The sequence below is a fragment of the Paenibacillus sp. J22P90 genome (genome assembly GCF_059692195.1).
Genome location: NZ_JCAUAY010000013.1, coordinates 98,590 through 120,530 on the forward strand (window position 1 = coordinate 98,590; position 21,941 = coordinate 120,530).

Below are 21,941 nucleotides of genomic sequence, written 5' to 3' on the forward strand. Positions count from 1 at the left end.
TCGCGTTAAAAATTTACTAGGTTATCTTTATTCTATATGACTACAGGAATCATTCAGCCCGTTATATGATGAATTTGCTAGCAAATTGCAATCGTTATCATTATAGAATGGGGATGTGATACGTATCAGATTGAATGAGAACTTATGCAAAACTTCGAGTGATATTATGAAAATGATTCACGAAGAATACGACACAGATTTAACAATTGAAGTCTGTGCGGAACGGCTTCATTTCCACCCCAGCAACATATGGCGTTTGCTTCGGAAGGAAGTAGGGATTAATTTCAGCGATTATTTGGCGCAATATCGACTGAAAATTGCAAAGATGTGGCTTGTTGAGACGGAGATGACGATTAAGGAGATGGCCGATAAACTAAGATATACGAACGCGCAAAACTTTATCCGGTATTTTAAGAAGCGTGAAGGGGTGTCACCGGGACAGTTCAGGTATTTACGCAAGGGTACGTAAAAGTTAAGAATTTACTATACTATCTTTAATCATTATTACTACTATGAATCTGAAGTCCGTTATAAGATGAATTTACAGCAGCTCAACATTTTGTTTAGGGGGAAAAATATGAAAAGACCAAAGCTTTTTGTCGTCTTAGTTTCCGCGTTCATTTTCACGAGCAGTTTTTTGACGGCCTGTTCGCAATCAAGCAATCCGGTAAACACGGCGGGTCCGAGCAGTACGGCTAAGCAAGATGCGGCAACAAGTGCCAAAAACATCGCAAGTCAAATACAAGCAGGAACGTATAAGTTCGAGCAACCTATAACGATCACGACTGTCAGATCAACTTCGTCCTCGCATGTTTATAAAACGGGTGAAGGTCCGACGGACAACGCCTCAACGAAATGGGCAAAAGATAAACTTGGCATTGACATTAAGTATCAGTGGGTATCGCCACTGGATCAATACAGCAATAAAATTCGGTTGATGTTAAGCTCGGGTGAAAAATTGCCGGACGTTATCCGGGTAGGTGATGCAAGGTTGATTAATGATTTGGTTGAATCAGGCAGGTTTAAAGACATTTCAGCTGATTTTGAAAAGTACGCTTCTACGGAACTGAAAAACTCTTTAAATACAAATCCAAAGTTGATGTGGTCATCTGTCAGCTTTGATGGAAAAAAGATGGGAATCCCGATCTTGACTCAAACGGCACTTAACAACTCGCTGCTTTGGGTGCGCCAGGATTGGTTGGATAAACTTAATTTGAAAGCGCCAACAACGCTTGATGAAATGGCTACCGTCTTGAAAGCGTTTAAAGACAATGCGGATAAGCTTGGCGTTGGCGCAAAAGAAATGGTTCCGCTCGGATTGAGCTTGAAGTCCGGATTCAAAGGATGGATTGCTGAATCAACGCCTATTTTCGGAATGTTCGGCACAGTGCCAGATCAATGGATTAAAGGTTCCGATGGCAAACTGGAATATGGTACCTTCAAGCCGGAAATCAAAGAAGGATTAACCGTACTCGCCGATTGGTATAAAAAGGGATTCATAAGCCCAGAAGTCGGACTTCATAACGAAGGAAAGATTGCGGAGTTAGTCGCTGCCGGGAAAGTCGGCATGATGTTCGCTCCATACTGGATACCGGCCTATCCATTACCTGATATGTTGAAGAACAACCCAAATGCCTCATTTAAACCCTATGCGCTCCCAGTAGGACCTAGTGGAAAAGTAATGGGATATGATTACAACATTAATGGCGGGGCGCTGCTCGTCAACAAAGATTTTGAACATACCGATGCGCTATTCTTATACTTAAACCGACTCTTTACAGCGAATAATCCAAAACAAGGCAGTGAATTCGAGAACGGCTGGTTTGAGGGTTACGATTATGTGATGAAAGACGGAAAAGTATCGATTAATCCGAAGGATTTCCCGGACGGAAAATGGATCAACAGTGTTAAGCATGATTTCCTAATGGAACCGATTGATCCCAATATCTTCAATGATACGGCAAAATTGCTTGCCAAAGGTAAAAAACCTGAAACTCCAATTGAAAAGAAGATTGCAGATAATAACACTTCTGATGCGATCTATGCGGCGGGTTTAGTATCCGATCGTGCCCAAAGTTACGTAGTCGACGCCTATCTTGGCGGCCCAACGCCTACATTGTTATCCAAAGGACCTGTTATCGACAAGATTAAAGCAGAGGGAATGCTGAAAATTATTTACGGTCAAGCGCCTATTTCAAGCTTTGACGATGTGGCTAAACAATGGCAAACGGCTGGAGGGAATGATCTGACCTCTGAAGTGAATAAAGCTGCAGCGAGCAATAAATAGCTGCAACTTGTGATGTTATCCATACCAACTCCTTCGGTTATCATGTGATGGGGTTGGTATTGATTTATAAAAATAAAGAGTTCCGGAGGTATTCACATTGGATAAACAGACTGCAGAGATGACTGCGAGAATGAAATTAGGCTGCCAAATTTGGTTGGAGCCTACCGACTCGTCTGAACGAGTAGACAATTTATTCTCAGCAGCTAAGCAGAGCGGTTTAGGTTGGGTTCGGATCTTCCTTATGTGGCCATGGATAGAGCCGACACCCGGTCAATGGGTTTTTGATACATTTGATTATGCGTTCGATGCTGCCTACAAATATGGGATTAAAATCAAAGCTACGCTGACTGCAAACTCGGGACCTTGGCATAATGGGACACCGTCTATGCTCCATTCCCATACAGGGTTTCTATCTCCCGATCAACGTGAGCCCATGTCCAATTACATTCAACAATGTGTCTCCCGTTATAAGGATCATCCGGCTTTAGGACAATGGATTTTATGGAACGAGCCGGTAGGAGGAAGAGAAAGGACAGAAGAGGTTCTCGTTCATTGGCGGAAATGGCTTCAGGAGCATTATACAGAGGGGATTCAAGTATTAAATGAAAGATGGCGGTCCGGATACGCATCCTTTGAAGAGATACCCTTTCCTGAAGATGTTCCACATGCTAATCATAAAGGAGAGGCCTGGAATAGTTACAGACCATGGATTGATGACTGGCAGAGCAGAGCGGCATGGCTCGTTAGTGAACTTGAATGGATCTCGTCTAAATTGAAACAAGTAGATCCCATTACAGAAACCTGTGTAAATCCAATTCCTTTACTGGATAATCAGGCCGTATCTGGTATGGATATGAACCGTATGGGATGCATTGTGGATGTCATTGGTGCCAGCTACCACCCTGCATGGATGTTTTCATATGCGAAGCGATCGCACTTTCCCCTTTTAATGGCTGCCGGGGTCAAAAAACAAATTGCATGTCCAGATGTGCGGCAAGTTGAGGTTACTGAAGTTCAAACAGGAAACACATTAAACTCATCTCAAAAACCATGCGAAGCTTCTGCGGAAGAAATTAGCAAGTTCTTCCTTGCCAGTCTGGCAGCGGGAGCCAATTCAGTAACTGGATGGTGCTTAAATGTAAGAAGCTATGATTTTGAAGCGGGCGATTGGGGACTATTGAGTGATAATGATGAACCTACTTCACGCAGTCGAGCCTTAGCGTTGTTGCAAAGCAAGCTCGCCACTTTATTTGAAGAGCTAGGTGATTGGACCATTCCTGAACCGAATGCCTGGGTCGGGTATGATCCACGCTCACAAGCGATAGAATGGGTGGATAACAATAAAAAGTTAAAAGATGTCCCAGGACGTATGGTCCAAGATGGCGCCCACGGAGCTTCCCTTTCCACGATTGCCCTTATGCAGGCAGGGTGGAATGTTTCCATGACACGCATGAATGATATGCCTACGAATGGCGAAGGCGGGAAAATCGTGTGGCTGTCCCATGTTGTGGCTTGGGAAGAGCAGGACCTGCAAGCAGTTTTATCCTTTGCTAGAACAGGTGGCACAGTCGTTATGGATGCAACATGCGGGAGAAAGGATTTTGATGCCGGATTGCATCGTCCATGGCCTGGCGGTATTGCGAATGTAATTGGATTGAAGTCGAATGGTTTACATTCCAATCCCGATGGATACGAAATCTCTTTTCAAGGTGTTCCCATGGGTGAACTATGTTTGGCTAGAATAGATCCTGAATTTCAAGATGAGGGCGCATGGTTTCCATGGGAGGATCTTCGGTTCTCCAATGACGGCCATCCCCTTGTGTGGGAGAGAGGATACGACAAAGGCAAAATTGTATTTATCAACGGTATATTGGGTCCTTCCCTCGTACATAACGGGATAGCCAAAGGTGCAGAGCGGATTGTAACCTTTGTAATTTCGCAGCTATCTCATCCGATTTTAAACCAAATTAGACCTGTGTTTTCTTCAAATTCAACGGTGGTTCTGCCTGTAGATACAGACAAGGGAAGGCTATCTATCTTAATTGGCGAAAACATACTTGAAAGATCGGGTCAGTCGATTGGACTTAAGGCACCGCAAGGCATTTATAAGGATTATTGGAACGATTGCGTGTACACGGTTGATGCTTCTGCTGAGTTATGGTTGCGTTCAAATGATGGCATTGCGATTCTTAAAGAAGTACATGATTAATGGACTGTGAGGTTGCTTATGAACCATCTAACAGCGTTAACAGCGATTGAAGCCATATTTCAGAAAATTGCCAATCAAAATTCAGACGCTTGGAATCTTAATATTTATCGATGGGATTGGTCTTGCGGTGTTGGTTTATATGGATTAGTTAGAGCCATAGAGGCAACGAACAATCCGGACTATTCTTCCTTTCTTCGTGGCTGGTTCGAAATGAGTTACTCAGGCAGAGCATTTGGCTCTGTCAATTATGTGATTCCTGCCGTCGGAGTACTCCATCTCTTGAAGGAGCAAGAAGACTACCGATACAGAAAAGTGTGCGAAGAGTATGCACAATGGTGTTTTCATCAAGCGCTTCGCACAAATAATCGCGGATGGGCGCACGTTTGGGAGGGAGGCGATCCTGACTATAAGAATCAGTTATGGATCGACTCGATGTTTATGGCGGGCATATTTATGGTCAGTTATGGACGGTTTACGGATCGGAAGGACATCATGGAGGAAGCGTTGCTACAATTTAACATTCATACGGAATGTTTGATTGACCCTCATGAAATGCTCTTTTACCACGGTTATCATTGCGTGAAACGCACTTGCCTTGGGGAGCACTGGGGAAGGGGAAACGGCTGGATGGTCGCGAGCCTGATCGACATACTTGAACAGCTAAGGGAAACGGGAGATAGTCCAAAGTATGATCTGTCAAAGAATCAACAACTATTTCAAAATGTTATGGAACGAGCCCGCGCATTGAGAACATCGGAAGGCATGTTACGTACGCTTCCTCTTGTTGAGAATTCGTATCCGGAAACAACAGCGACGGCATTGTTTGGATATGCTGCCCTGAAGGGATATCGAATGGGAGTGCTGCCGCATCCCTTTAGATTGTGGGGGGAGCAGATTGTTCAAACGGTATCTGGTTTCGTTTCCCAAAACGGTATGATTGACCATTGCTCCTATGGTACGAATCCTGAGAGTAAAGAAGTGTATATGACTAGGCCATGTGATCAATCGCTGTATGCGGACGGCATTGTCATGATGCTTATGAGCGAGTATCTTCAGAAGAATAAATAAGGGGGGTGTTAAGGTTTTAGATTAAAATGTCTTTTTCCGTTTCCCATATCCGCAATAAAAGGAGGATGAAAATGTCAATGAAATCAAGCAAATGGATAAGTATCGTACTTTCATTCCTAGTGATCGTAAGCACTTTGGGTTCCTTCAGTTTTGGATTACCTAATGTGGCACGAGCCGCAACGTTATTTTCCGATGATTTTGAAGACGGGAATGCGGATGGCTGGTCTGTAACGAAAGGAGGCAGCTTTTCAGTAGTTACGGAAGGCACAAATGAAGTATACAAATTATCTTATATAACGAACGGTTCTAGTACACATATCTCAACTGCTGGCAACTCAACTTGGACGAATTATTCATTGGAAGCCGAAGTGAAAAATTATACGAACGATAATGTAGTCGGCATTCTGGCGAGATTCCAGAACAATAACAACTATTACAGCTTAAAGATTCTTACAGCGAGCGATACGATCATTCTGGCAAAAACATTAAACGGCGTAGAAACCGAATTGAATTCAGCCGTTTCAACACTCGATCTGAATATTTCGTATGCTTTGAGATTACAAGTTGACGGGAATCAATTGACCGGATTTCTGGATGGCGTTCAAATCTTATCCGCTACAGATTCGACATTCTCTTCTGGAGGAATCGCATTCGGGGGTTATAGCAAGGGCAGCTTCAGTATAGACGATGTCATCGTTTCAGATATTGCGGCTCCGACACCGACACCAACTCCTACACCTCCTCCTTCCTCGAATACCTATACTTCCAAGAAAACGTTAACTCCTATTAATGTCGACGGTGTTTTAAATGAAAGCGTATGGACAATCGATCAAAGCATTACCAAATCAACAAGTGGAACCCCAAATAATACGGTTACATACGGGGCTCTGTGGGATAGCAAATACTTGTATGTAGGCGTTAAAGTACTCGATTCAAATCTTAATAATGATTCGACGCAATCTTTCGATGATGATTCTATTGAGCTCTTCATTGATGCGGACCACAATCACGGAACAAGTTATGACCTTAAGGATTGGCAGTTCCGAAAGGGATATAATGATTCAGCTATATTTGAATTATTGAATGAAACAGTCGGCGTGCTTCACGGCTGGTCAGCGATATCTGGAGGATATGCCGTGGAAATGGCAATCCCCTGGATAAATCTCGGTATAACCCCGACAGCTTCAGTGACGGTCGGCTTTGACATTGGAGTTAACGACGACGATAATGGAACGACGCGTGACAGCCAGCTAGTATGGGCAGGCTCGGCGAACAATTGGCAAGACACTTCTGCATTCGGTGATCTCGTTCTTTCCAGCGTTACGGTAGGCACGGCACCAACTCCGAATCCACCGCCACAACCTGTTCATCGTTACGTGACTCCACAAGGTGCAGGAACGATGGATGGAAGCAGCTGGGCAAACGCGTTTCGCGGTGATCAGGCAGGAGGGCTCCAGGCAGCATGGAATGCGACTGGCGTTACCAATACGTTGTATGTCGGTAGCGGAACATACACGGTTCCCCAAACCTTGACCTTGTCAAGCGCCGGAACTGGAGTACAAAACATGAAAAAGCTGGTCGGGTTCAATACCGGCGGCGGATTGCCAGTATTTCAAGGAGACTTTACGCTTTCGAGTCAGGGGTCGCGCAGATTTATTGATGTACCGCTGGGTGTCAGCTATTGGTGGATTCAAGATATCGTCATTAATAATTATTTCTATGGCATCTATGGGGCAGGCCAGCATGAAGGTATCCGCATCCTCAATGTTGATGTTAACAATATGAGCGATGGGGTTTATATGTGGGGTAGCGCGACTCGATCCAATGCGAATGCAGGCTCACATGACATCTTGATTAAGGATGGGGAATATTCGAATTACACGAAAAGTGCCGTACGTTTCCGCAATGGAACTTATTTAGCGAGCGTCATCGGCGTTTCGGCGGATGCCGGGGGGCAGGCTAATTGGGCGGCTGGCAACTTCCCTATGGGCTTCAGGGTCGGAAATTCACCTGCAGAATCACCGCATATATTCAATCATGACATCGTGTTTCAGGATGTTACCGCCCGAAACGCGTGGCATCAAGACGGTACGAACTATTGGAACGGTGACGGATACTCTGTTGAACGCGATTCCTACAATATTACTTACGTCCGTTCAAAAGCATTTGATAATACAGACGGTGGCTGGGACGACAAATCTAGCAACCCTATGTTGATTGACACAGTATCATTCGGGAATAAACGAAATTATCGCTTTTGGTCACTTGACAACGCTGTTCTGATACGTGCAATCGGAGCTTATTCGTTGAGACGAGGCGGAAGCGGAGGCTCGAACGGGTTATGGGCAGGCGGCGGCGGAACTGTGAATGCGTATTATAGTACTTTCTATAACAATCAAGATCAGGAAATTGCCCTCGAAGATGCTGTAGCCGTAAACATTCATCATTCGATCATCGGTAAAACGAGCGGAACCACGCTTTATGATACGGATCCAGTACCATTAACCGTAACCGATTCCGATGAGTATATCCAAGGGATTCAAGGGACTAATCCGCAGTTTGTAAATGGAACGAATTCGAACTGGGAAGGCGGCAGCAACGATTTCAACAGCCAACTATATGGAACGACGAAAGGCTACCAATATCCTGGTCCGAATAACACGCCATATACAATTCAAATCAGTGTCGCTAGTTTGACGCTGGGAAGCTACGGAAGTCAAACGATTACTGCTCAAGTATTGGATCAGAATAACAACCCGGTAAGCGATCCTGGGAATATCGTTTGGTACAGCAACAACGGTGATATTTCCAGATTGCTGCAGTCGCGAGGCGCTAGCGCAATTGTGCAAGGTCTCACGAATGGCACGACAAGTATCGTTGCGGCATATAAGGGAGAAGCGGCGCAAATATCTGTAACTGTTAATTAACAAACACTAACTAATACTAATCAGGCTGTGCAGTTATGTGCAGCCTGATTTTTTGGCCCATAAATGTATAAGAAGCCGCGGTTTACGCGGTTTTTTATTTTTATGGATACAACTTCTTGTCCATTTCGAAAGACAAGAAGTTGCACAGATTTCCGAAGGTGGACATGAAAATGATATGTTCTCCACATTAGCAGAACAATACATATTTATAGTTCACTTTGTAGGCATCCATTCACCCTTATGTCCCATAATTCGAGATGTGGTATAGTTTCTTCGATTGAAATAGCAAACGCATTTTACTATTGACTTTTGCTCAAGCACTTGGATAGAAAATACAATCATTATGAAGTCAATCGAACGAATGATTCGGCTGACTTCATTACACGATTGGGCAGGATAGTTCCAAAAAAAGGTAATAACTTATTGATAGCGAATGTATTTCTATTCAAATTACTAATAATCGATTGCAAATAAGAGGAGAAGAGTAAAATGAAGAGTTTTTTCTTAAATCAAGCAATTGAAAATATAAATACCATTAATTGGACGAATAATCATGAAAGAACCGAAGAAGAGTGTAAAATGGACGTTTTTTTTTGTCAAGGAGTTTTTCAAGCGATTGTCTCTTTTTCTTGATTTTCTTTCGGTGGAATCAAAATACCCATATATCGATCCAGTTAAATTGATCAATAAGGAAAGTAAGATTGATTATGATAAGGTTTTTGAGCTATGTCCCAATCTCATTAAAGCACCAAATGGAGTAACTCAAGCGTTATGCGTGAATCATGTTATTTGGAGTTCATTAGCAGATGAAGGAGATCCCATTGCAATTCAATTTAATGAACTATTCAAACCGTTAATTGATCTTTTTAATGGTGGAGGATCTTGGAGAACTCATCATGGCATGTTAGATATAAGCAATAAATTTCTTTGTTTCCTCTCAGATTGGAAGGAATATAAGACGATTGAGTTACGCTAACGCGGAACGATAGTTCAATAACAACAAGAGGCAGCCGACCCTATTGGATCGGTTGCCTTTTCTCAACTATCGGGCAGAATTCTTAAATCGGTTGCAGGTGCCGGCGCTAAACTAACGTAAGAATGATTAAACTAATAAACCAGTGGCAGTCTAGGATTTGTTATTAATTCCAGGACTGCCGCTGTATGAAGAACAGGAAATTCAGAAGGTGCGGTCGCTCAAAACCTTAAGAGTTTTGATAATAGGGGCAACCGTTTCTTTTCTTTTATACCCTAAGTTAGACTCAATATGATTGGTGGGTAGTATAATGGTGCCATCCAATCATACTCCCCATCTATTTTTAAAGTGCCTAATAATATTTCGCCTTGTTTGTCTGTTTTAATCGCCCACTTTCCGGAGTACACTAGTTTACCAACATTTTTTGTTACATAATCTTGAGCAGCATTGAAATCAAATGTCTGTGATAGAGACAAATCAATTTGCTGACACATCAGTTCATATTTCTCCTCTATCTGTTTCCACGGAAGTTCGGAGTCCCAGATATCAATGAACTGAAATCCTTGAATTGATCCTCTTAATACCTCCATTAATTGGTCTGATACATAAACAAAGGACAATAATGTATTTCGATTAGGTAATTTCATTCTAAACATTGATTGATTTAAAAGATTTTCTTCAACCAATGCTAAGGAATATTCATCATACTCGGCGATATCATCTTTGATATACCTTTTGATTTTGGAATTGATTGGATCAATGCAGTCCAAGATGTTCAGTACATGAAGTGGATAGTATTTCTCTTCTGAGGAATCTGTTCTAAGCGGCAAGAACTCAATATTGTCAATATTATGTCGAAGCAATATTTCTTTGGTCGCACTGCTAACGGCCAAAGCACCATTGAATCTACCTAATATGTCGGATGGTCTGCCTTTATCAACAATTTTTACGTTCACGGCTGACCATTCTTTAGCAAGGGGCTGCTTTTGGGAAAGCAAGTCATTTACTTTTCTATGTTAAAATTTATTATTATTGATAGGACTAGTAATTTAGCCTACAAGGTAAGTTAAACCAACACCAAACAAATGCATATAACAATAATTAAAATTCCTTTTTTATTAATGTCGCTATGCTTATATAATCCAATAATATACATATACTTAGGAGTTTACAACAAACGTGCTGCCATGCCTAAATGACTATGGGGAGAGAAAATTTAATAGGGTTCAAGAGTAGTGAGGTATAGAGAAATAATCAAGATTCTCAATATTTATCTAAAGATGGATAACTCGAGGAGATGCTATCCTATATGAAAAAGTTGTTAGTTTTTATTTCTGCCACTTTAGTATCTATCATGTTAGCTGGTTGTGAGCAATCGGCAAATGAATCCATAATTTCACCATCACCAACGACCACGATAGCGCCAACAGCATCCCCGAATCCAGCAGCAACGACAGTACCTGGAACTGACGCACGTATCGACAATAAGGCTTCATTCATTCTGAAAATTCGTGACCTGGAAGAAAAAACACTAAGTATCATGAGTGTTGCAGAGAAAAAGGCAATAAAAGAAAATGCACCAACCTTTGAAGAGTTAATACCAGAATTATTAAAGTACAACACCGAAAATGCGATCAAACGATGGGAAGATATGTATAATAACGATCCTGGATGGATAATGGAACCACGAGGCTTAATTTATGCTCATAAACACAGCATGTACCAACCTAGTTTCCGTTTAAAACAAGAAGCTAGTGGGAAAATCATTATTTTTTTTAATACCTATGGCAACCCAACATATTCTAGAGCAGAACAAGTGAAATACACATTAGTTAAGACAAATATTGATGACTGGAGAATTGATTCCTTGGAAGCAACTCCCCTGAATAATACCTTTTCCTTGGAGGAAGTTAAAGAGATTATGGCTAACGAGATAGAAAGTGCGGAATATGTGAAAGAAGACGATATTTACTACTACTTTAAAGCCACCAATCAAAAACAAAGTAATCAAGACTATGTATTTCATAAAAAAGACGGATATCTTGACTTAGCTCCTTAACGACTTCCTAATCGGACACAGTGCGGATAAACAACTATGAAGATAAAGAATTTATCCGATTAAGATCCCTAGGGACACTATAACGTGGCGACTGAACCGATCCGTCGCTTCTTTTCGTTTCTGTGCGATCCACTCAACTATCGAGCAGTAGAACGTGGTGAAACGACGATTTATCATCGCTCCCTTTGTGATACGGATTTCTGTAACGGGCCTTACGGTGAAAATACTTATGGTTTTTGTATACATATATTCATATAATAATAGTGTCGGTTTTTGCCATTATGTGTTGTATATAATATACAAATTTCGATTTCGTGGCATGAATTTGATAATTAGAATAATAAAATATCAGGGGTGTGTCATGATTCAACAAAGAAGTGTTGGCTTAGCAATCGTTCTATCACTTATCACATGCGGTATCTACGGTATCTATTGGTTCATTGTTTTGACGAATGATACTGGTAAATTGAGTGGAGACTCCTCATTTACAGGTGGAAAGCACTTTCTGCTATCATTAATCACTTGTGGTATTTGGAGCTTCGTCTGGGCTTATCAAATTGGTAAACAAGTCGCAGAAGCACAGCGTCAACGCGGTGCGCTCGTAACCGATAATTCAGCTATTTACCTTATACTTACAATCTTCGGATTGGGGATCGTAACCTATGCATTGGTTCAATCGGATATCAATAAACTTGCATAAGTTTAAGATGAATACACAGAGCAACTCCAAACTTGTTTGGGGTTCCTCGCTTTTCGTTGGTGGGCTATTGTATCTAGAAGTATGGTTACCGATAACAAAAATCGGTATTCCTTGTTTTTTTCACGCGTTAACAGGGTTCTATTGTCCAGGATGTGGAATAACGAGGGCTGCTTTTTCCTTGTTTCAGTTAGACTTCCTTCAGGCTTATAGGTATAATCCCTTATTGTTGTTCCTTCTCCCTTTATATGTAACTTACACATTGGCAAATAAGAAACAAATGCGGCATACATGCAATCTAATTATGGCCGTAATGATATCATTGACCACTACATTTGGAGTATTGAGGAATATTCCAGCTTTTAATTGGTTAGCTCCAGCCCCTGTTTAATTGTCAATTTGATTATACTGACTCAATCTTACTGATGGATAGTACTAATTCATAATAGTACACGAAAAGGCAACCGACTAAACCGGTTGCCTTTTCCAGCCTAACGGGCAGGACACTTCCAATATGTGTTAAAATGTAATGTGAAGGTTATTCTTGTGGCAGGAGGGAATTCCGATGAATCATTGGGTCGGTGCGGCAGCTTTATGTGTCAATTCTGATAGACAATTACTTATGGTCCTACAAGGTAAACCAGAAGAAGAGAAACGATGGGCGGTGCCGTCTGGGGGCAAAGAAGTAGATGAAACACTAGAAGATTGCTGTATTAGGGAAGTTTATGAGGAGACAGGTTACCGCTGTAAAATTAACAGAGAAATAAAGGGTAAGGCAGGGGCATTTGGTCAAGTTGAATTTCAAGTTACATATTTTGAGGTTGAAATTTTTGGTGGTCAACCAACAATCCATGACCCTGATGGACTTATATATGAAATTGCTTGGAAGACCTCTGAGCAGCTGAATGACCTGCATTTTTCCTTTCCTGAAGATAAAGAGTTCTTGTTACAGTATATCGAACAAAGAGCATTGAGCTAACTGGAACTATAGTTCAATCACGACATGAAGGCAGCCGCACACGATCGGTTGCCTTATACAACAAACTAGTTTTGGAGGTACAAATGAAAAAAATAGCGATAATAACCGATATTCATGGAAACAGCCCAGCATTAGCTGCGGTGCTTCGTGATATTTCTTCAAGGGGGCTTGATCACATTTACTGTCTGGGGGATGTGAATGATTGCGTGGTACGATAGCGTACTAAGCAAGTAGCAGCTCGCCATGCGGCAGCTGCTACTTGCTTTCGTTAAAGTAACTGGCAGGTTAGTTGATACAATTTCAACAAACGTGGTTAGTCTTCAATATCAATATTAGAACGAATCCGTCTAAAATTAGTTGTTTTATTGATAGGTTTAAAACATTATTATATTCACATCCAGAATAATCCAAAGGGTGAGAAAAATGAGTGGTTGGCACGACTCTTATATGGGCAAACTTCGTAAAGTCATTGGCACACAAAAGATAATCGCAAACTCAGTACGGGCAATCTTACTTGATGAAAAAGGTCATGCATTGTTTATAAAGCGTAGTGGTGATAGAAAGTGGGGTATGCCTGCAGGAGCCATGGAACTAGATGAATCAGTGTTTGATGCGATGAAGCGTGAAGTTAAAGAAGAAACAGGGCTTGTCGTTCTTAAGGCGACATTAATTGCTATTTATTCTTCTCCAACAACACAAACATATACAGACCGTTGGGGTAACGAGCATCACATAATAGAGTATCTATTTCGAGTCGATGAATGGAAGGGGTCAATTGAAAAAGAAACAGATGAAAGTGTGGATGCTAAGTTTTACCCACTAGATAATCTACCGGAAGCTTCAACTGAACTTTTTGCAAAGCATCACGAAAGGGTAATTAAAGATTATAAAAAGTTCGATGGAAAAATAATATTAGAATAGTAATTGTCATTGAACTAGCGGGTAACGATTGCAAAATCTCAGTGATACTTTGTAAATGGAAGAGGAGGTGCCTAAATGGGAGAAAGACGATGGGGTATTGTCAAATGGTTCAATGAAGATAAAGGTTACGGGCGGATAATGTTAGACGGTCAGGACGGTAACCATGTATTTGTTCACTTTAGTGAAATTCTACCAGACCCTATTAGGTTACCGAATGGCTTTCGGTTTCTTAAAGAGGGTCAAAAAGTTGCGTTCGACCTATTCGATTTCCCGAGCATAGCGGATTCACAGCGAATGACAGCTAAGAATGTGCAAATTTTAGAGGATTAAGGTATCGTGATGTACTTCATGAATGTATGGGCTTTCGGAATTCATCAGTAAGCTAACTGGGAACGATAACACAACGATGCTAGGCTGCCGGCATGAAGTGTTATATTTCAGAACATTTAGTATTAAAGGAGCTATTGGTATGAATTACAGAATAGAGCACCTTGAAGCGTTTTCAACGATTGGTTTCAAAGCGCGGGTAAATACTAATAAAGCTTTCGAAGTGCTTCCAGGTCTTTGGGAAAAGGCAAAACATAACGGACAGTTAGATAAACTGATTGAAATATTATGGGCATATCCGCCAAGGAATCCAAGAGGTATATTGGGGATTTGCGTCAATGGCGATTTCGGAAATAATGAGGAGTTCGATTATTACTTTGCGGCTATTTCCAGCGATGGTCTCCCCGAAGACATGGAAAAGCTGAACTTCTCCGCGAGCACATGGGCGGTCTTTGAAGTGACTCCTGAACTAGATGTTCAAGGATTTTGGAAAAGACTCTATACAGAGTGGGTTCCAACATCAGGATACGAACTCGCCAACTTGCCTGGTATTGAGTGCTACTACCCACCAGGTCATCATCCTTCAGCAGAAGTATGGATTGCAGTATCGAAAACCCCTTGATTAATCTAATGGTGAACGATAGCACGGCGATGGAAAGGATCCATCGCTTGTTTTCGTTTCTGTGCAATCGTCGCTCTACGAGCAGAATAACGCTTTAGAAAGTCCATCTCTATAAAAGGAACCTTTTGTTTTCAATTGAGTAAAAGATATATATGATTCGAAAGGAGAACCAGTTATGAGAATGAAACTGATTGTTTGTTTTACGGCCATGATCTTGTGTGCCTCTCCCAATGTCAACGCTGCAAAGGAAAATCCAAACCAGCAAACAACAATGCTCAATGTCGTTCCACCAGATTCTCTTCGTATTCCTTCTAAGATAACTCTACTTAAAGAAACTCCTTATTTCTCTGACCCCAGCAATACATCCGCAACCGGCATTTTATCAGCGTTCCATAATTAAGCATCCTATAAAAAAGAGAGTGATTAAAAAAAAATATTTAATTTATTTTCCCTTAGAACGAATTTAGAGGTGCGGAAGGGATAATCATTTTCTAAAGTCCCTTTCTAAGATACCAAATATGGAGGGGAAATAACAATATGTCTTTCAGTAAATATGGTGCATTATGTACAGAGGTATATGACCACACAAAGAAAATCGGTGATTCTTTTGGTGGGGATGTAGAGTATTATCGAGAGCATTTAAAACATACAAGGGACGCATTCTTGAAGCAAATGGTTGGTGCTGGAAGAATATTTACATGTGCTTTCTTTACCACACAAATATGAAGCAATAATTATTCCTGGCGGGTCATTTTTACTCATAGAACAACGAGAAGAAAGGAATTTTTGAAAAATTATTGATATATTAGAAAGGTGGAAGATTTTTGATAGAAACAAAACGTCTTATTATTAGAGAAATGATGCAGTCTGATTATGATGCATTGTGCCGAATATTGTGTGATGAGGAAGTAATGCGTGCTGCTTATGAAAGTGCATTCAACTTAGAAGAAGCACAAAATTGGCTTAACAGACATCTTAAAAGATATGAAGAGTATTGTTTTGGACTTTGGGCAGTTGAATTAAAAGAAACAAACGAAATGATTGGTCAATGTGGCTTGACAATGCAAGGCTGGAGAGAAAAAGAAATTTTGGAAATAGGATTTTTGTTTCAAAAAGCGTATTGGCACAAAGGTTACGCAACAGAAGCGGCAATTGCTTGCAAGGAATACGCTTTCTCAGTTCTTAATGCAAATAGGGTTTATTCTATTATTAGGGACACAAATATAGCCTCTCAAAAAGTTGCTGTTCGAAACGGTATGAATATTATTGATAAAGATACTAAGAATTTTAGGAATATAGATATGGAATTTTTTCTGTATTCTGTAGAGCGAACAAAATGAGCATAATACAAAGTAAAAAACAATTGATAATGTTAAATGCTATTATGGGGAGTTGGGGCGAACGCCCACTATATTTTGAGCTCCCAAACTCTGAGAGATAGATATGAGAACAACGTGTTATACCAAAACAAATTAACAGAGTTCAATCTCGATTTCAAGACATTCCGCTAATGGAAGAATGATAGCTCAATAATCCAGACGAAAAGGCAACCGACTAAAAGCGGTTGCCTTTTCCCCGCTAACGGACAGGGTAGTGTAGTTAACCTCCCTCCTAGAAGTACACGGGAATGCTTGGGAACGAGAGGCGCTGTACGTAAGAGTCCGTTCCTCCATATTAAGCTGGTGAAGCCTAAGACTACCGGTAGGACTACCCGTTTTCCTTGATCGCATAGCGAGAACAAATTCTAAAAAAAACATGGTCTCGTCGTCCCCAACGGCAGGACATTTTAAAAAGCGTTAATAATGATCCATTACTGCGAATACCACACCGAGCAGCTAGATATAAGGCGTGAAGTTGGAAGCAATAAAATGAATAAAGCCAGCAGGGGGGGGAATTCAGCCTTGCTGGCATTTCACTTCAGAGCAGTTATCTTATACCAGAACTCGCTGTAGCCGATTTAATAGGAGTAGCGTTGCTTTCAGATGAATTATTCACTGCTGTAGCCTTGTAGTAGTATGTTGTACCTATTACTGCCGTTGTATCTGTGTACGTCGTACCACTGACTCTTGAGCCTATATTCTGGTACGTTCCGTTCACAGCATTTGAGCGCATCACATTATAGCCGGTTGCACCTCCAACAGCGTTCCAACTGAGTATAATTTTCCCGGTTCCGATATTTGTGTCTGCATTAAAATTCTCAGGAGTAGATATTCGCACAGGTAGCGGGTTAATAGGTATTACAGTTTTAATTGGTGCTACTATGCTGTCATTAATACTACCAGTCAACGCTGGATTAGCCTCTTTAATTGTAGAGTCTTTACTTTCATTATCTAAATTATTGACAGCTGTGACTTTGTAATAGTACGTTTTACCGTTTTCAACTGTTGTATCTGTGTACGTCGTACCGCTAACCTTGGAGCCTATAGTGGCATAGGTACCATCGGAAGCAATGGACCGCTTGACATTGTAACTTGTTACGTTGGCAACGGCGTTCCAGCTAAGCGTGACCTTTCCGTTTCCTGCTGTTGCCGTGAAATTGTCGGGAGTTTGCGGTAATACAAATTGGCCGACATTGGGTAGATTAACTCCTGGCGCTACTTGGATGATATCTCCTCTTCCCACGGAGGCCTCATTGCTGCGATCGCTTTCCCCGTTTCCATCCACTGCCGTAACGACGTATCTGTAAAATTTGTTAAGCTCTACGTTCTTATCCGTGTGCGATCTCGTCTCGACATTATCAGCAATGGTTTCAAAGTCATTGATGGCAGTATTAAATCGCTTCACGTTGTATTTTTTAAAGCCGCTGATTATGTTGCTTTCTGACTCCCAAGTGAGAATAACGCCTTCAGCATTCCTTGCTGCAGTTAAATTCTGTGGCGGTGCAGGCACAATCTTTACAGGTAAAATAACGGAAGGTAAGCTTTCACCATGTTCGTTCACTGCTATAATTTGATAGTTGTACGTATTCCCTTTGAGTGCAGTGGAATCTTGAAACGTAACACGGTCGAGGGAACTGGTTTTAATTTGACCACTAGATGCATCCGTATGTTTCACAATATAGCTCGTAGCTCCATCTACGTTGTTCCAACTCAATATAACATCTGTTCGAATACTGAGAATTTCGTTATTCTTACCTTTTGTCTCCCTTACGTCTATTAAAGATGCTTTCAAATTATCGGGCGGTGGGGGAGGACAATGGATATCTTCCTTGAAGAGATTGGTGTTTAAGTTAAGCAAATTCAACCTGAATTCATCTGATGCTACTAACACATCATAGCCCGCGATCACATCCAATTTAAGAAAAGCGTTGACACCTATTGAGTCGCATCGCCCCGGTTCGTCAGTCTGACTAAATTCGCCTTGTATCCCCGGATAAAGTGAAATACCAGCATATGCCATATCTAATAAAGTCAGTGTTAATTGAAATTCAGGACCAACGGCAATACTCGCATTCCCCATGGCATTTACATCTAAAGTTGCCGTATTCGTCGTTTTATCAATGGATCGGAAACCATCGCTAAATGAGAAACTCATGCCTTCTTCGAGATGAAATTTGTCCTCAAATTTAATTTCTACGGATGCACTAAAATTCGGATCGATTCTCAAAACCAGCTTCCCTTTAACGAATACCCCAGTAAAGACGGGCACGTAGAATTCCGTCAAAGGAATGATTGTTGACTCCGTTGCCGCTCCAGCAGCTCTCAATGTCACATTCGTCGTGATATCACCAAGTAGAACAAGTTTTGAGTAGAAATCTATATCCACGTCTACATCGAACCAATCAACATCAATATCAACGTCAATACCAATATCAGCATTTACACCTAAGTTACAAAAGTTCATACGCGCATCAAAAACAAGTCCCCCATAGTTTGCGTCATCCCAGGCAATATTGAAACAGGGAGCATTTAATGACGTGTCCTGTATGGCTACTTCATTTGTATGAATTTGAATGGCAGGGTCAACTGCGACGAGCATTTTTGGATTAATTGCTTCTGTAGTATGGATGTCAAGCTTTGAGAATACGTCCTTCAGCTTAGGGACAGACGTTTTCACCACGGAAGCACCGTTCTCTTGGCTTATGGACTCCACCTTTTTTGCAATACCGCCAAAATATTTATCATTTGGTGGCAAAACAAACACATCGCCAACGTTCAAGTTTAAGTTAGGATCGTGAATGACCCATGTAGCATCGTCACGTTTCGTATAGTTCGTACTTGTTCCTTGTTTTACTTCAGGTTTGTATTCGACTATTTTGCGAGTACCATCCGGTGACTGTGTCGGCAATTTCCCCGGCATATAATGAAGGGCGCGTACTAACATCACGGCAGCTTCTGCACGAGTAGAATTATTGCCGCCTTTGAACGTACCATCTGGGTAACCTTGAATAATTCCCGTTCCTAACGCGGCTTCGATTAAGTCACGATTCTGTTTGATATCCGCTTGATCCTTCACTTTTGCAAGTAATTTTTCTTCCTTTTGAGGCGGAAGCTGTAACGCTCTGATAATCCAAACAGCCATTTCATATCGCGTAATGGGCTGGTTTGGCTTAAAGCCATCTGGAAAATCGCTGAGAAGCAAAATACCGTTCTTTACGCCCGCTGCTATATAAGGCACAGACCAACGCCCTTGTTCGACATCTTTAAATGGAACATTGTTGGAGGTTTGCGGATATTTCCGCAGTTCTACTAGCATCTTCAGAAACTGCTCACGCGTTACTTGGCCAGAGGGCTGAAACGTTCCGTCTTCGAATCCGCTTACGATGTTAGCTGCGGAAAGTTCCATAATTTCGTTGTAAGCCCAATGCGACTTAATATCGCTGAATGTAACTGGTTTTCCTCCACCAGAGTTTTCGCTTTCAGCAGCTGCTAGATAAGGGGTGACAATGCTGAACAACATCAGGAAAATGGATGTTAGGAGCAATGATTTATAGCTTCTTTTAAAGATAAAAACACCTCCTATATTAATTTAAAAAAGTAACCTTACTTGCACAGATGATTAGCGTAGATTTTACTTGAATTGCATTTCTTAATTATTTCATGTTACCACAGCCCAAATTAGACCAATATTTTCCCAAAGGTGTAGAAAAGGATGATTTTATTAACGTAGTGGATAGCCGAGAAGATTTACAAATGGCGGCGAACATCTAAAGAAAAAGGGGAGAAAAATGATGATGACACAGTTGTTTGGAATAAAGAATGGATACGACCATATGAATCATCATGGTCTATTTTTGAAAAATTCAGCTACGCAAATTTAGTAAAAAAGACACGCAACCGCGAAAAAAGCCACGAATCCACCATATGTCGGATGACAAGAACATTGTCCGATTGCCGATAAGCAGTAGACTGACTGACCGGTAACTTGCTAAGCTAACGGGCAGGTTAGCGGAATTATCTATCCACCTAAAAGGTAAAATAATGTATTCAGCGAATACATTTATAAAGAAAATTTTGTAAAGTTCAAATATCTACAGTTTCATAATATCGACGAGGTGGACAACAAATTGGGCGTTTTTGATGATCTCAGTACTATAGGAAGAATTACTTATATCGCAAACATTGGTGGGTTTCGTCCTTTATCTACAGATAACAATTGGATCGGTGGTAACTTCTTAAGAAGCAAAAATGAAGATTGGCCTGAGGAGAATGGAACACTGCTAATACCGATATTACAGTTGTATGTGCCAGATATTGAAGTCGGAAAGGAAAAATTCGGTGACAACGAACTTGTTCAAATCTTCATTAATGAAAAGAGGCTATCAAGAGATATACTTAGGAATGGTGATGGCTGGAAAATTATTTTTCATAAGAGTTTGGACGAACTTTCAATAGTTGAAGCCCCAAATTCAGCAAAAGTATTAAAACCTTTCCCAATTAGATGGACGGCTAATGAACAGCCTGATTATCCAAGTTGGGAAGAATCGTGGGAATATATGGATATGACTGAAATCAATGAATCTGAAGAGCTAAGCGATAGATTCTTTGATAAGTTTTTTCCGTATAGCAAAACTAAAATCGGAGGCTTCGCATCATATATTCAATCTCCAATATCTCAGAAATATGAATATATACTTCAAATATCATCTGAAGAGAAGCCTGGATTGATGATCGGAGACAATGGGAACATATATATTTATAAATCTAAAGATAATAATGATTGGTATTTGTACTGGGATTGTTATTGATCGAATTGTTGTAGCTTTTTACCTGTACATTTACTTCAAAAGAGTCGATTGAGCTAACGGATAACGATAGTTCAACGCGCCGGCAAATCCAAAAGGTCTGATAAGATAATGATCACAATTTCATCCAGATGGTAAAATTAGTGAAAGCAATTAATTGAGGTGAAACTAATGATGGAGATATTAATAATTCGACATGGAGAATCAGAGGATGAGAAAGTAAACGTACTTGAACCGTTAACAAGCTTAGGAATTGAGCAAAGTAAAAAAATGTCTGCACGTGTTTCAAAAGAATTTCCACCAGAGTTTATTTGGTCAAGTACACTTCAACGTGCAAGACAAACGGCGGATATTTTAGCGAGTATCGTTGATTGTGAAGTGAGATATCTTGATAATCTATGCGAGCAGGAAGTTGATGAAAGCGACATAAAATTTTATGAGCGAATCAAACAAATCTTTTCTTACATAAAAGAGAATAGCAGCCAATATAAAAGAGTTGCCATTGTTTCTCACGGAGGAACTATTACGAAACTCATTGAAAATTTCCTCCAGTTACCTTCAAATAATAATGTCTGGTTCCATACCAACAACACTGGGATTCATTTCTTACAATATCATCCCAAAGCAGATATTTTAAAATTTTCAAATAGCACTTGTCATTTAAACTAACGTAGGAACGATAGTACAC

Annotated in this window: 20 protein-coding genes and 1 pseudogene; 19 read left to right on the top strand and 2 right to left on the bottom strand. The window is 40.8% G+C overall.

Going from position 1 to position 21,941, the window contains the following annotated elements; all coding sequences use genetic code 11:
* The first annotated feature begins 172 nt into the window (after positions 1-172).
* From AC58UX_RS29465 to AC58UX_RS29490, 6 genes are all read left to right on the top strand, one after another.
* A complete protein-coding gene (locus AC58UX_RS29465) occupies positions 173-469 on the top strand; it encodes a helix-turn-helix transcriptional regulator (protein WP_497259455.1) in 297 nt (98 codons plus the stop codon).
* Between the two features lie 108 nt (positions 470-577).
* Entirely contained in the window at positions 578-2,287 is a 1,710-nt protein-coding gene (locus AC58UX_RS29470; RefSeq protein WP_497259457.1) for a type 2 periplasmic-binding domain-containing protein, read from the top strand.
* 97 nt (positions 2,288-2,384) lie between these two features.
* Entirely contained in the window at positions 2,385-4,496 is a 2,112-nt protein-coding gene (locus tag AC58UX_RS29475) for a beta-galactosidase (RefSeq protein WP_497259461.1), read from the top strand.
* A gap of 18 nt (positions 4,497-4,514) precedes the next feature.
* A complete protein-coding gene (locus AC58UX_RS29480) occupies positions 4,515-5,564 on the top strand; it encodes a glycoside hydrolase family 88 protein (protein WP_497259463.1) in 1,050 nt (349 codons plus the stop codon).
* A 71-nt stretch (positions 5,565-5,635) separates the two neighbouring features.
* Positions 5,636-8,491, top strand: coding sequence for a sugar-binding protein (locus tag AC58UX_RS29485; protein WP_497259465.1), 2,856 nt, complete (start codon positions 5,636-5,638; stop codon positions 8,489-8,491).
* A 553-nt stretch (positions 8,492-9,044) separates the two neighbouring features.
* Positions 9,045-9,467 (top strand): hypothetical protein, encoded by a 423-nt coding sequence (locus tag AC58UX_RS29490; RefSeq protein ID WP_497259467.1) that lies wholly within the window; start codon positions 9,045-9,047, stop codon positions 9,465-9,467.
* A 272-nt stretch (positions 9,468-9,739) separates the two neighbouring features.
* On the opposite strand, the gene AC58UX_RS29495 is transcribed toward AC58UX_RS29490, so the two are convergent.
* Positions 9,740-10,462, bottom strand: a complete 723-nt coding sequence (locus tag AC58UX_RS29495; RefSeq protein WP_497259469.1) for an imm11 family protein — start codon at positions 10,460-10,462, stop codon at positions 9,740-9,742.
* Positions 10,463-10,773: 311 nt separating this feature from the next.
* On the opposite strand from AC58UX_RS29495, the gene AC58UX_RS29500 reads away from it, so the two are divergent.
* From AC58UX_RS29500 to AC58UX_RS29550, 11 genes and pseudogenes are all read left to right on the top strand, one after another.
* Complete coding sequence (locus tag AC58UX_RS29500) at positions 10,774-11,523, top strand: hypothetical protein (protein ID WP_497259471.1); 750 nt, start codon at positions 10,774-10,776, stop codon at positions 11,521-11,523.
* 361 nt (positions 11,524-11,884) lie between these two features.
* The gene (locus AC58UX_RS29505) at positions 11,885-12,223 is read left to right on the top strand and encodes a DUF4234 domain-containing protein (protein WP_497259473.1); all 339 of its coding nucleotides are present in this window, start codon (positions 11,885-11,887) and stop codon (positions 12,221-12,223) included.
* A gap of 7 nt (positions 12,224-12,230) precedes the next feature.
* On the top strand, positions 12,231-12,611 hold the full coding sequence (locus AC58UX_RS29510) for a DUF2752 domain-containing protein (RefSeq protein ID WP_497259627.1): 381 nt from the start codon (positions 12,231-12,233) through the stop codon (positions 12,609-12,611).
* Positions 12,612-12,785: 174 nt separating this feature from the next.
* Positions 12,786-13,199, top strand: a complete 414-nt coding sequence (locus AC58UX_RS29515; protein WP_497259475.1) for an NUDIX hydrolase — start codon at positions 12,786-12,788, stop codon at positions 13,197-13,199.
* An 83-nt stretch (positions 13,200-13,282) separates the two neighbouring features.
* Positions 13,283-13,396: pseudogene (locus AC58UX_RS29520) on the top strand (metallophosphoesterase family protein); the annotation flags it as partial.
* A 250-nt stretch (positions 13,397-13,646) separates the two neighbouring features.
* A complete protein-coding gene (locus AC58UX_RS29525) occupies positions 13,647-14,120 on the top strand; it encodes an NUDIX domain-containing protein (RefSeq protein WP_497259477.1) in 474 nt (157 codons plus the stop codon).
* A gap of 75 nt (positions 14,121-14,195) precedes the next feature.
* On the top strand, positions 14,196-14,450 hold the full coding sequence (locus AC58UX_RS29530; protein ID WP_497259479.1) for a cold-shock protein: 255 nt from the start codon (positions 14,196-14,198) through the stop codon (positions 14,448-14,450).
* Positions 14,451-14,589: 139 nt separating this feature from the next.
* The gene (locus AC58UX_RS29535; protein WP_497259481.1) at positions 14,590-15,069 is read left to right on the top strand and encodes a GyrI-like domain-containing protein; all 480 of its coding nucleotides are present in this window, start codon (positions 14,590-14,592) and stop codon (positions 15,067-15,069) included.
* Between the two features lie 175 nt (positions 15,070-15,244).
* Positions 15,245-15,469, top strand: coding sequence for a hypothetical protein (locus AC58UX_RS29540; protein WP_497259483.1), 225 nt, complete (start codon positions 15,245-15,247; stop codon positions 15,467-15,469).
* 137 nt (positions 15,470-15,606) lie between these two features.
* Positions 15,607-15,795 carry a hypothetical protein gene (locus AC58UX_RS29545; RefSeq protein ID WP_497259485.1) on the top strand — a complete coding sequence of 63 codons (189 nt, stop codon included), beginning with the start codon at positions 15,607-15,609 and terminating at the stop codon, positions 15,793-15,795.
* A 98-nt stretch (positions 15,796-15,893) separates the two neighbouring features.
* A complete protein-coding gene (locus AC58UX_RS29550; RefSeq protein WP_497259487.1) occupies positions 15,894-16,409 on the top strand; it encodes a GNAT family N-acetyltransferase in 516 nt (171 codons plus the stop codon).
* 586 nt (positions 16,410-16,995) lie between these two features.
* Here the strand turns inward: AC58UX_RS29550 and AC58UX_RS29555 are convergent.
* Positions 16,996-19,968 carry an S-layer homology domain-containing protein gene (locus AC58UX_RS29555; RefSeq protein ID WP_497259489.1) on the bottom strand — a complete coding sequence of 991 codons (2,973 nt, stop codon included), beginning with the start codon at positions 19,966-19,968 and terminating at the stop codon, positions 16,996-16,998.
* Positions 19,969-20,575: 607 nt separating this feature from the next.
* Between AC58UX_RS29555 and AC58UX_RS29560 the strand changes: the two genes are divergently transcribed.
* Both AC58UX_RS29560 and AC58UX_RS29565 read left to right on the top strand, forming a co-directional pair.
* Complete coding sequence (locus tag AC58UX_RS29560) at positions 20,576-21,256, top strand: DUF1963 domain-containing protein (RefSeq protein ID WP_497259491.1); 681 nt, start codon at positions 20,576-20,578, stop codon at positions 21,254-21,256.
* 171 nt (positions 21,257-21,427) lie between these two features.
* Entirely contained in the window at positions 21,428-21,922 is a 495-nt protein-coding gene (locus AC58UX_RS29565; RefSeq protein ID WP_497259493.1) for a phosphoglycerate mutase family protein, read from the top strand.
* Positions 21,923-21,941: the final 19 nt, after the last annotated feature.

Excerpts from the sequence above, each read along its gene's own strand:
- AC58UX_RS29515 (WP_497259475.1), top strand. The coding sequence starts at position 12,786 with ATGAATCATTGGGTCGGTGCGGCAGCTTTATGTGTCAATTCTGATAGA.
- AC58UX_RS29565 (WP_497259493.1), top strand. The coding sequence starts at position 21,428 with ATGGAGATATTAATAATTCGACATGGAGAATCAGAGGATGAGAAAGTA.
- AC58UX_RS29480 (WP_497259463.1), top strand. The coding sequence starts at position 4,515 with ATGAACCATCTAACAGCGTTAACAGCGATTGAAGCCATATTTCAGAAA.
- AC58UX_RS29555 (WP_497259489.1), bottom strand. The coding sequence starts at position 19,968 with ATGTTGTTCAGCATTGTCACCCCTTATCTAGCAGCTGCTGAAAGCGAA.
- AC58UX_RS29490 (WP_497259467.1), top strand. The coding sequence starts at position 9,045 with ATGAAAGAACCGAAGAAGAGTGTAAAATGGACGTTTTTTTTTGTCAAG.
- AC58UX_RS29500 (WP_497259471.1), top strand. The coding sequence starts at position 10,774 with ATGAAAAAGTTGTTAGTTTTTATTTCTGCCACTTTAGTATCTATCATG.
- AC58UX_RS29540 (WP_497259483.1), top strand. The coding sequence starts at position 15,245 with ATGAGAATGAAACTGATTGTTTGTTTTACGGCCATGATCTTGTGTGCC.
- AC58UX_RS29485 (WP_497259465.1), top strand. The coding sequence starts at position 5,636 with ATGTCAATGAAATCAAGCAAATGGATAAGTATCGTACTTTCATTCCTA.
- AC58UX_RS29510 (WP_497259627.1), top strand. The coding sequence starts at position 12,231 with ATGAATACACAGAGCAACTCCAAACTTGTTTGGGGTTCCTCGCTTTTC.
- AC58UX_RS29545 (WP_497259485.1), top strand. The coding sequence starts at position 15,607 with ATGTCTTTCAGTAAATATGGTGCATTATGTACAGAGGTATATGACCAC.
- AC58UX_RS29465 (WP_497259455.1), top strand. The coding sequence starts at position 173 with ATGATTCACGAAGAATACGACACAGATTTAACAATTGAAGTCTGTGCG.
- AC58UX_RS29525 (WP_497259477.1), top strand. The coding sequence starts at position 13,647 with ATGGGCAAACTTCGTAAAGTCATTGGCACACAAAAGATAATCGCAAAC.
- AC58UX_RS29505 (WP_497259473.1), top strand. The coding sequence starts at position 11,885 with ATGATTCAACAAAGAAGTGTTGGCTTAGCAATCGTTCTATCACTTATC.
- AC58UX_RS29530 (WP_497259479.1), top strand. The coding sequence starts at position 14,196 with ATGGGAGAAAGACGATGGGGTATTGTCAAATGGTTCAATGAAGATAAA.
- AC58UX_RS29470 (WP_497259457.1), top strand. The coding sequence starts at position 578 with ATGAAAAGACCAAAGCTTTTTGTCGTCTTAGTTTCCGCGTTCATTTTC.
- AC58UX_RS29535 (WP_497259481.1), top strand. The coding sequence starts at position 14,590 with ATGAATTACAGAATAGAGCACCTTGAAGCGTTTTCAACGATTGGTTTC.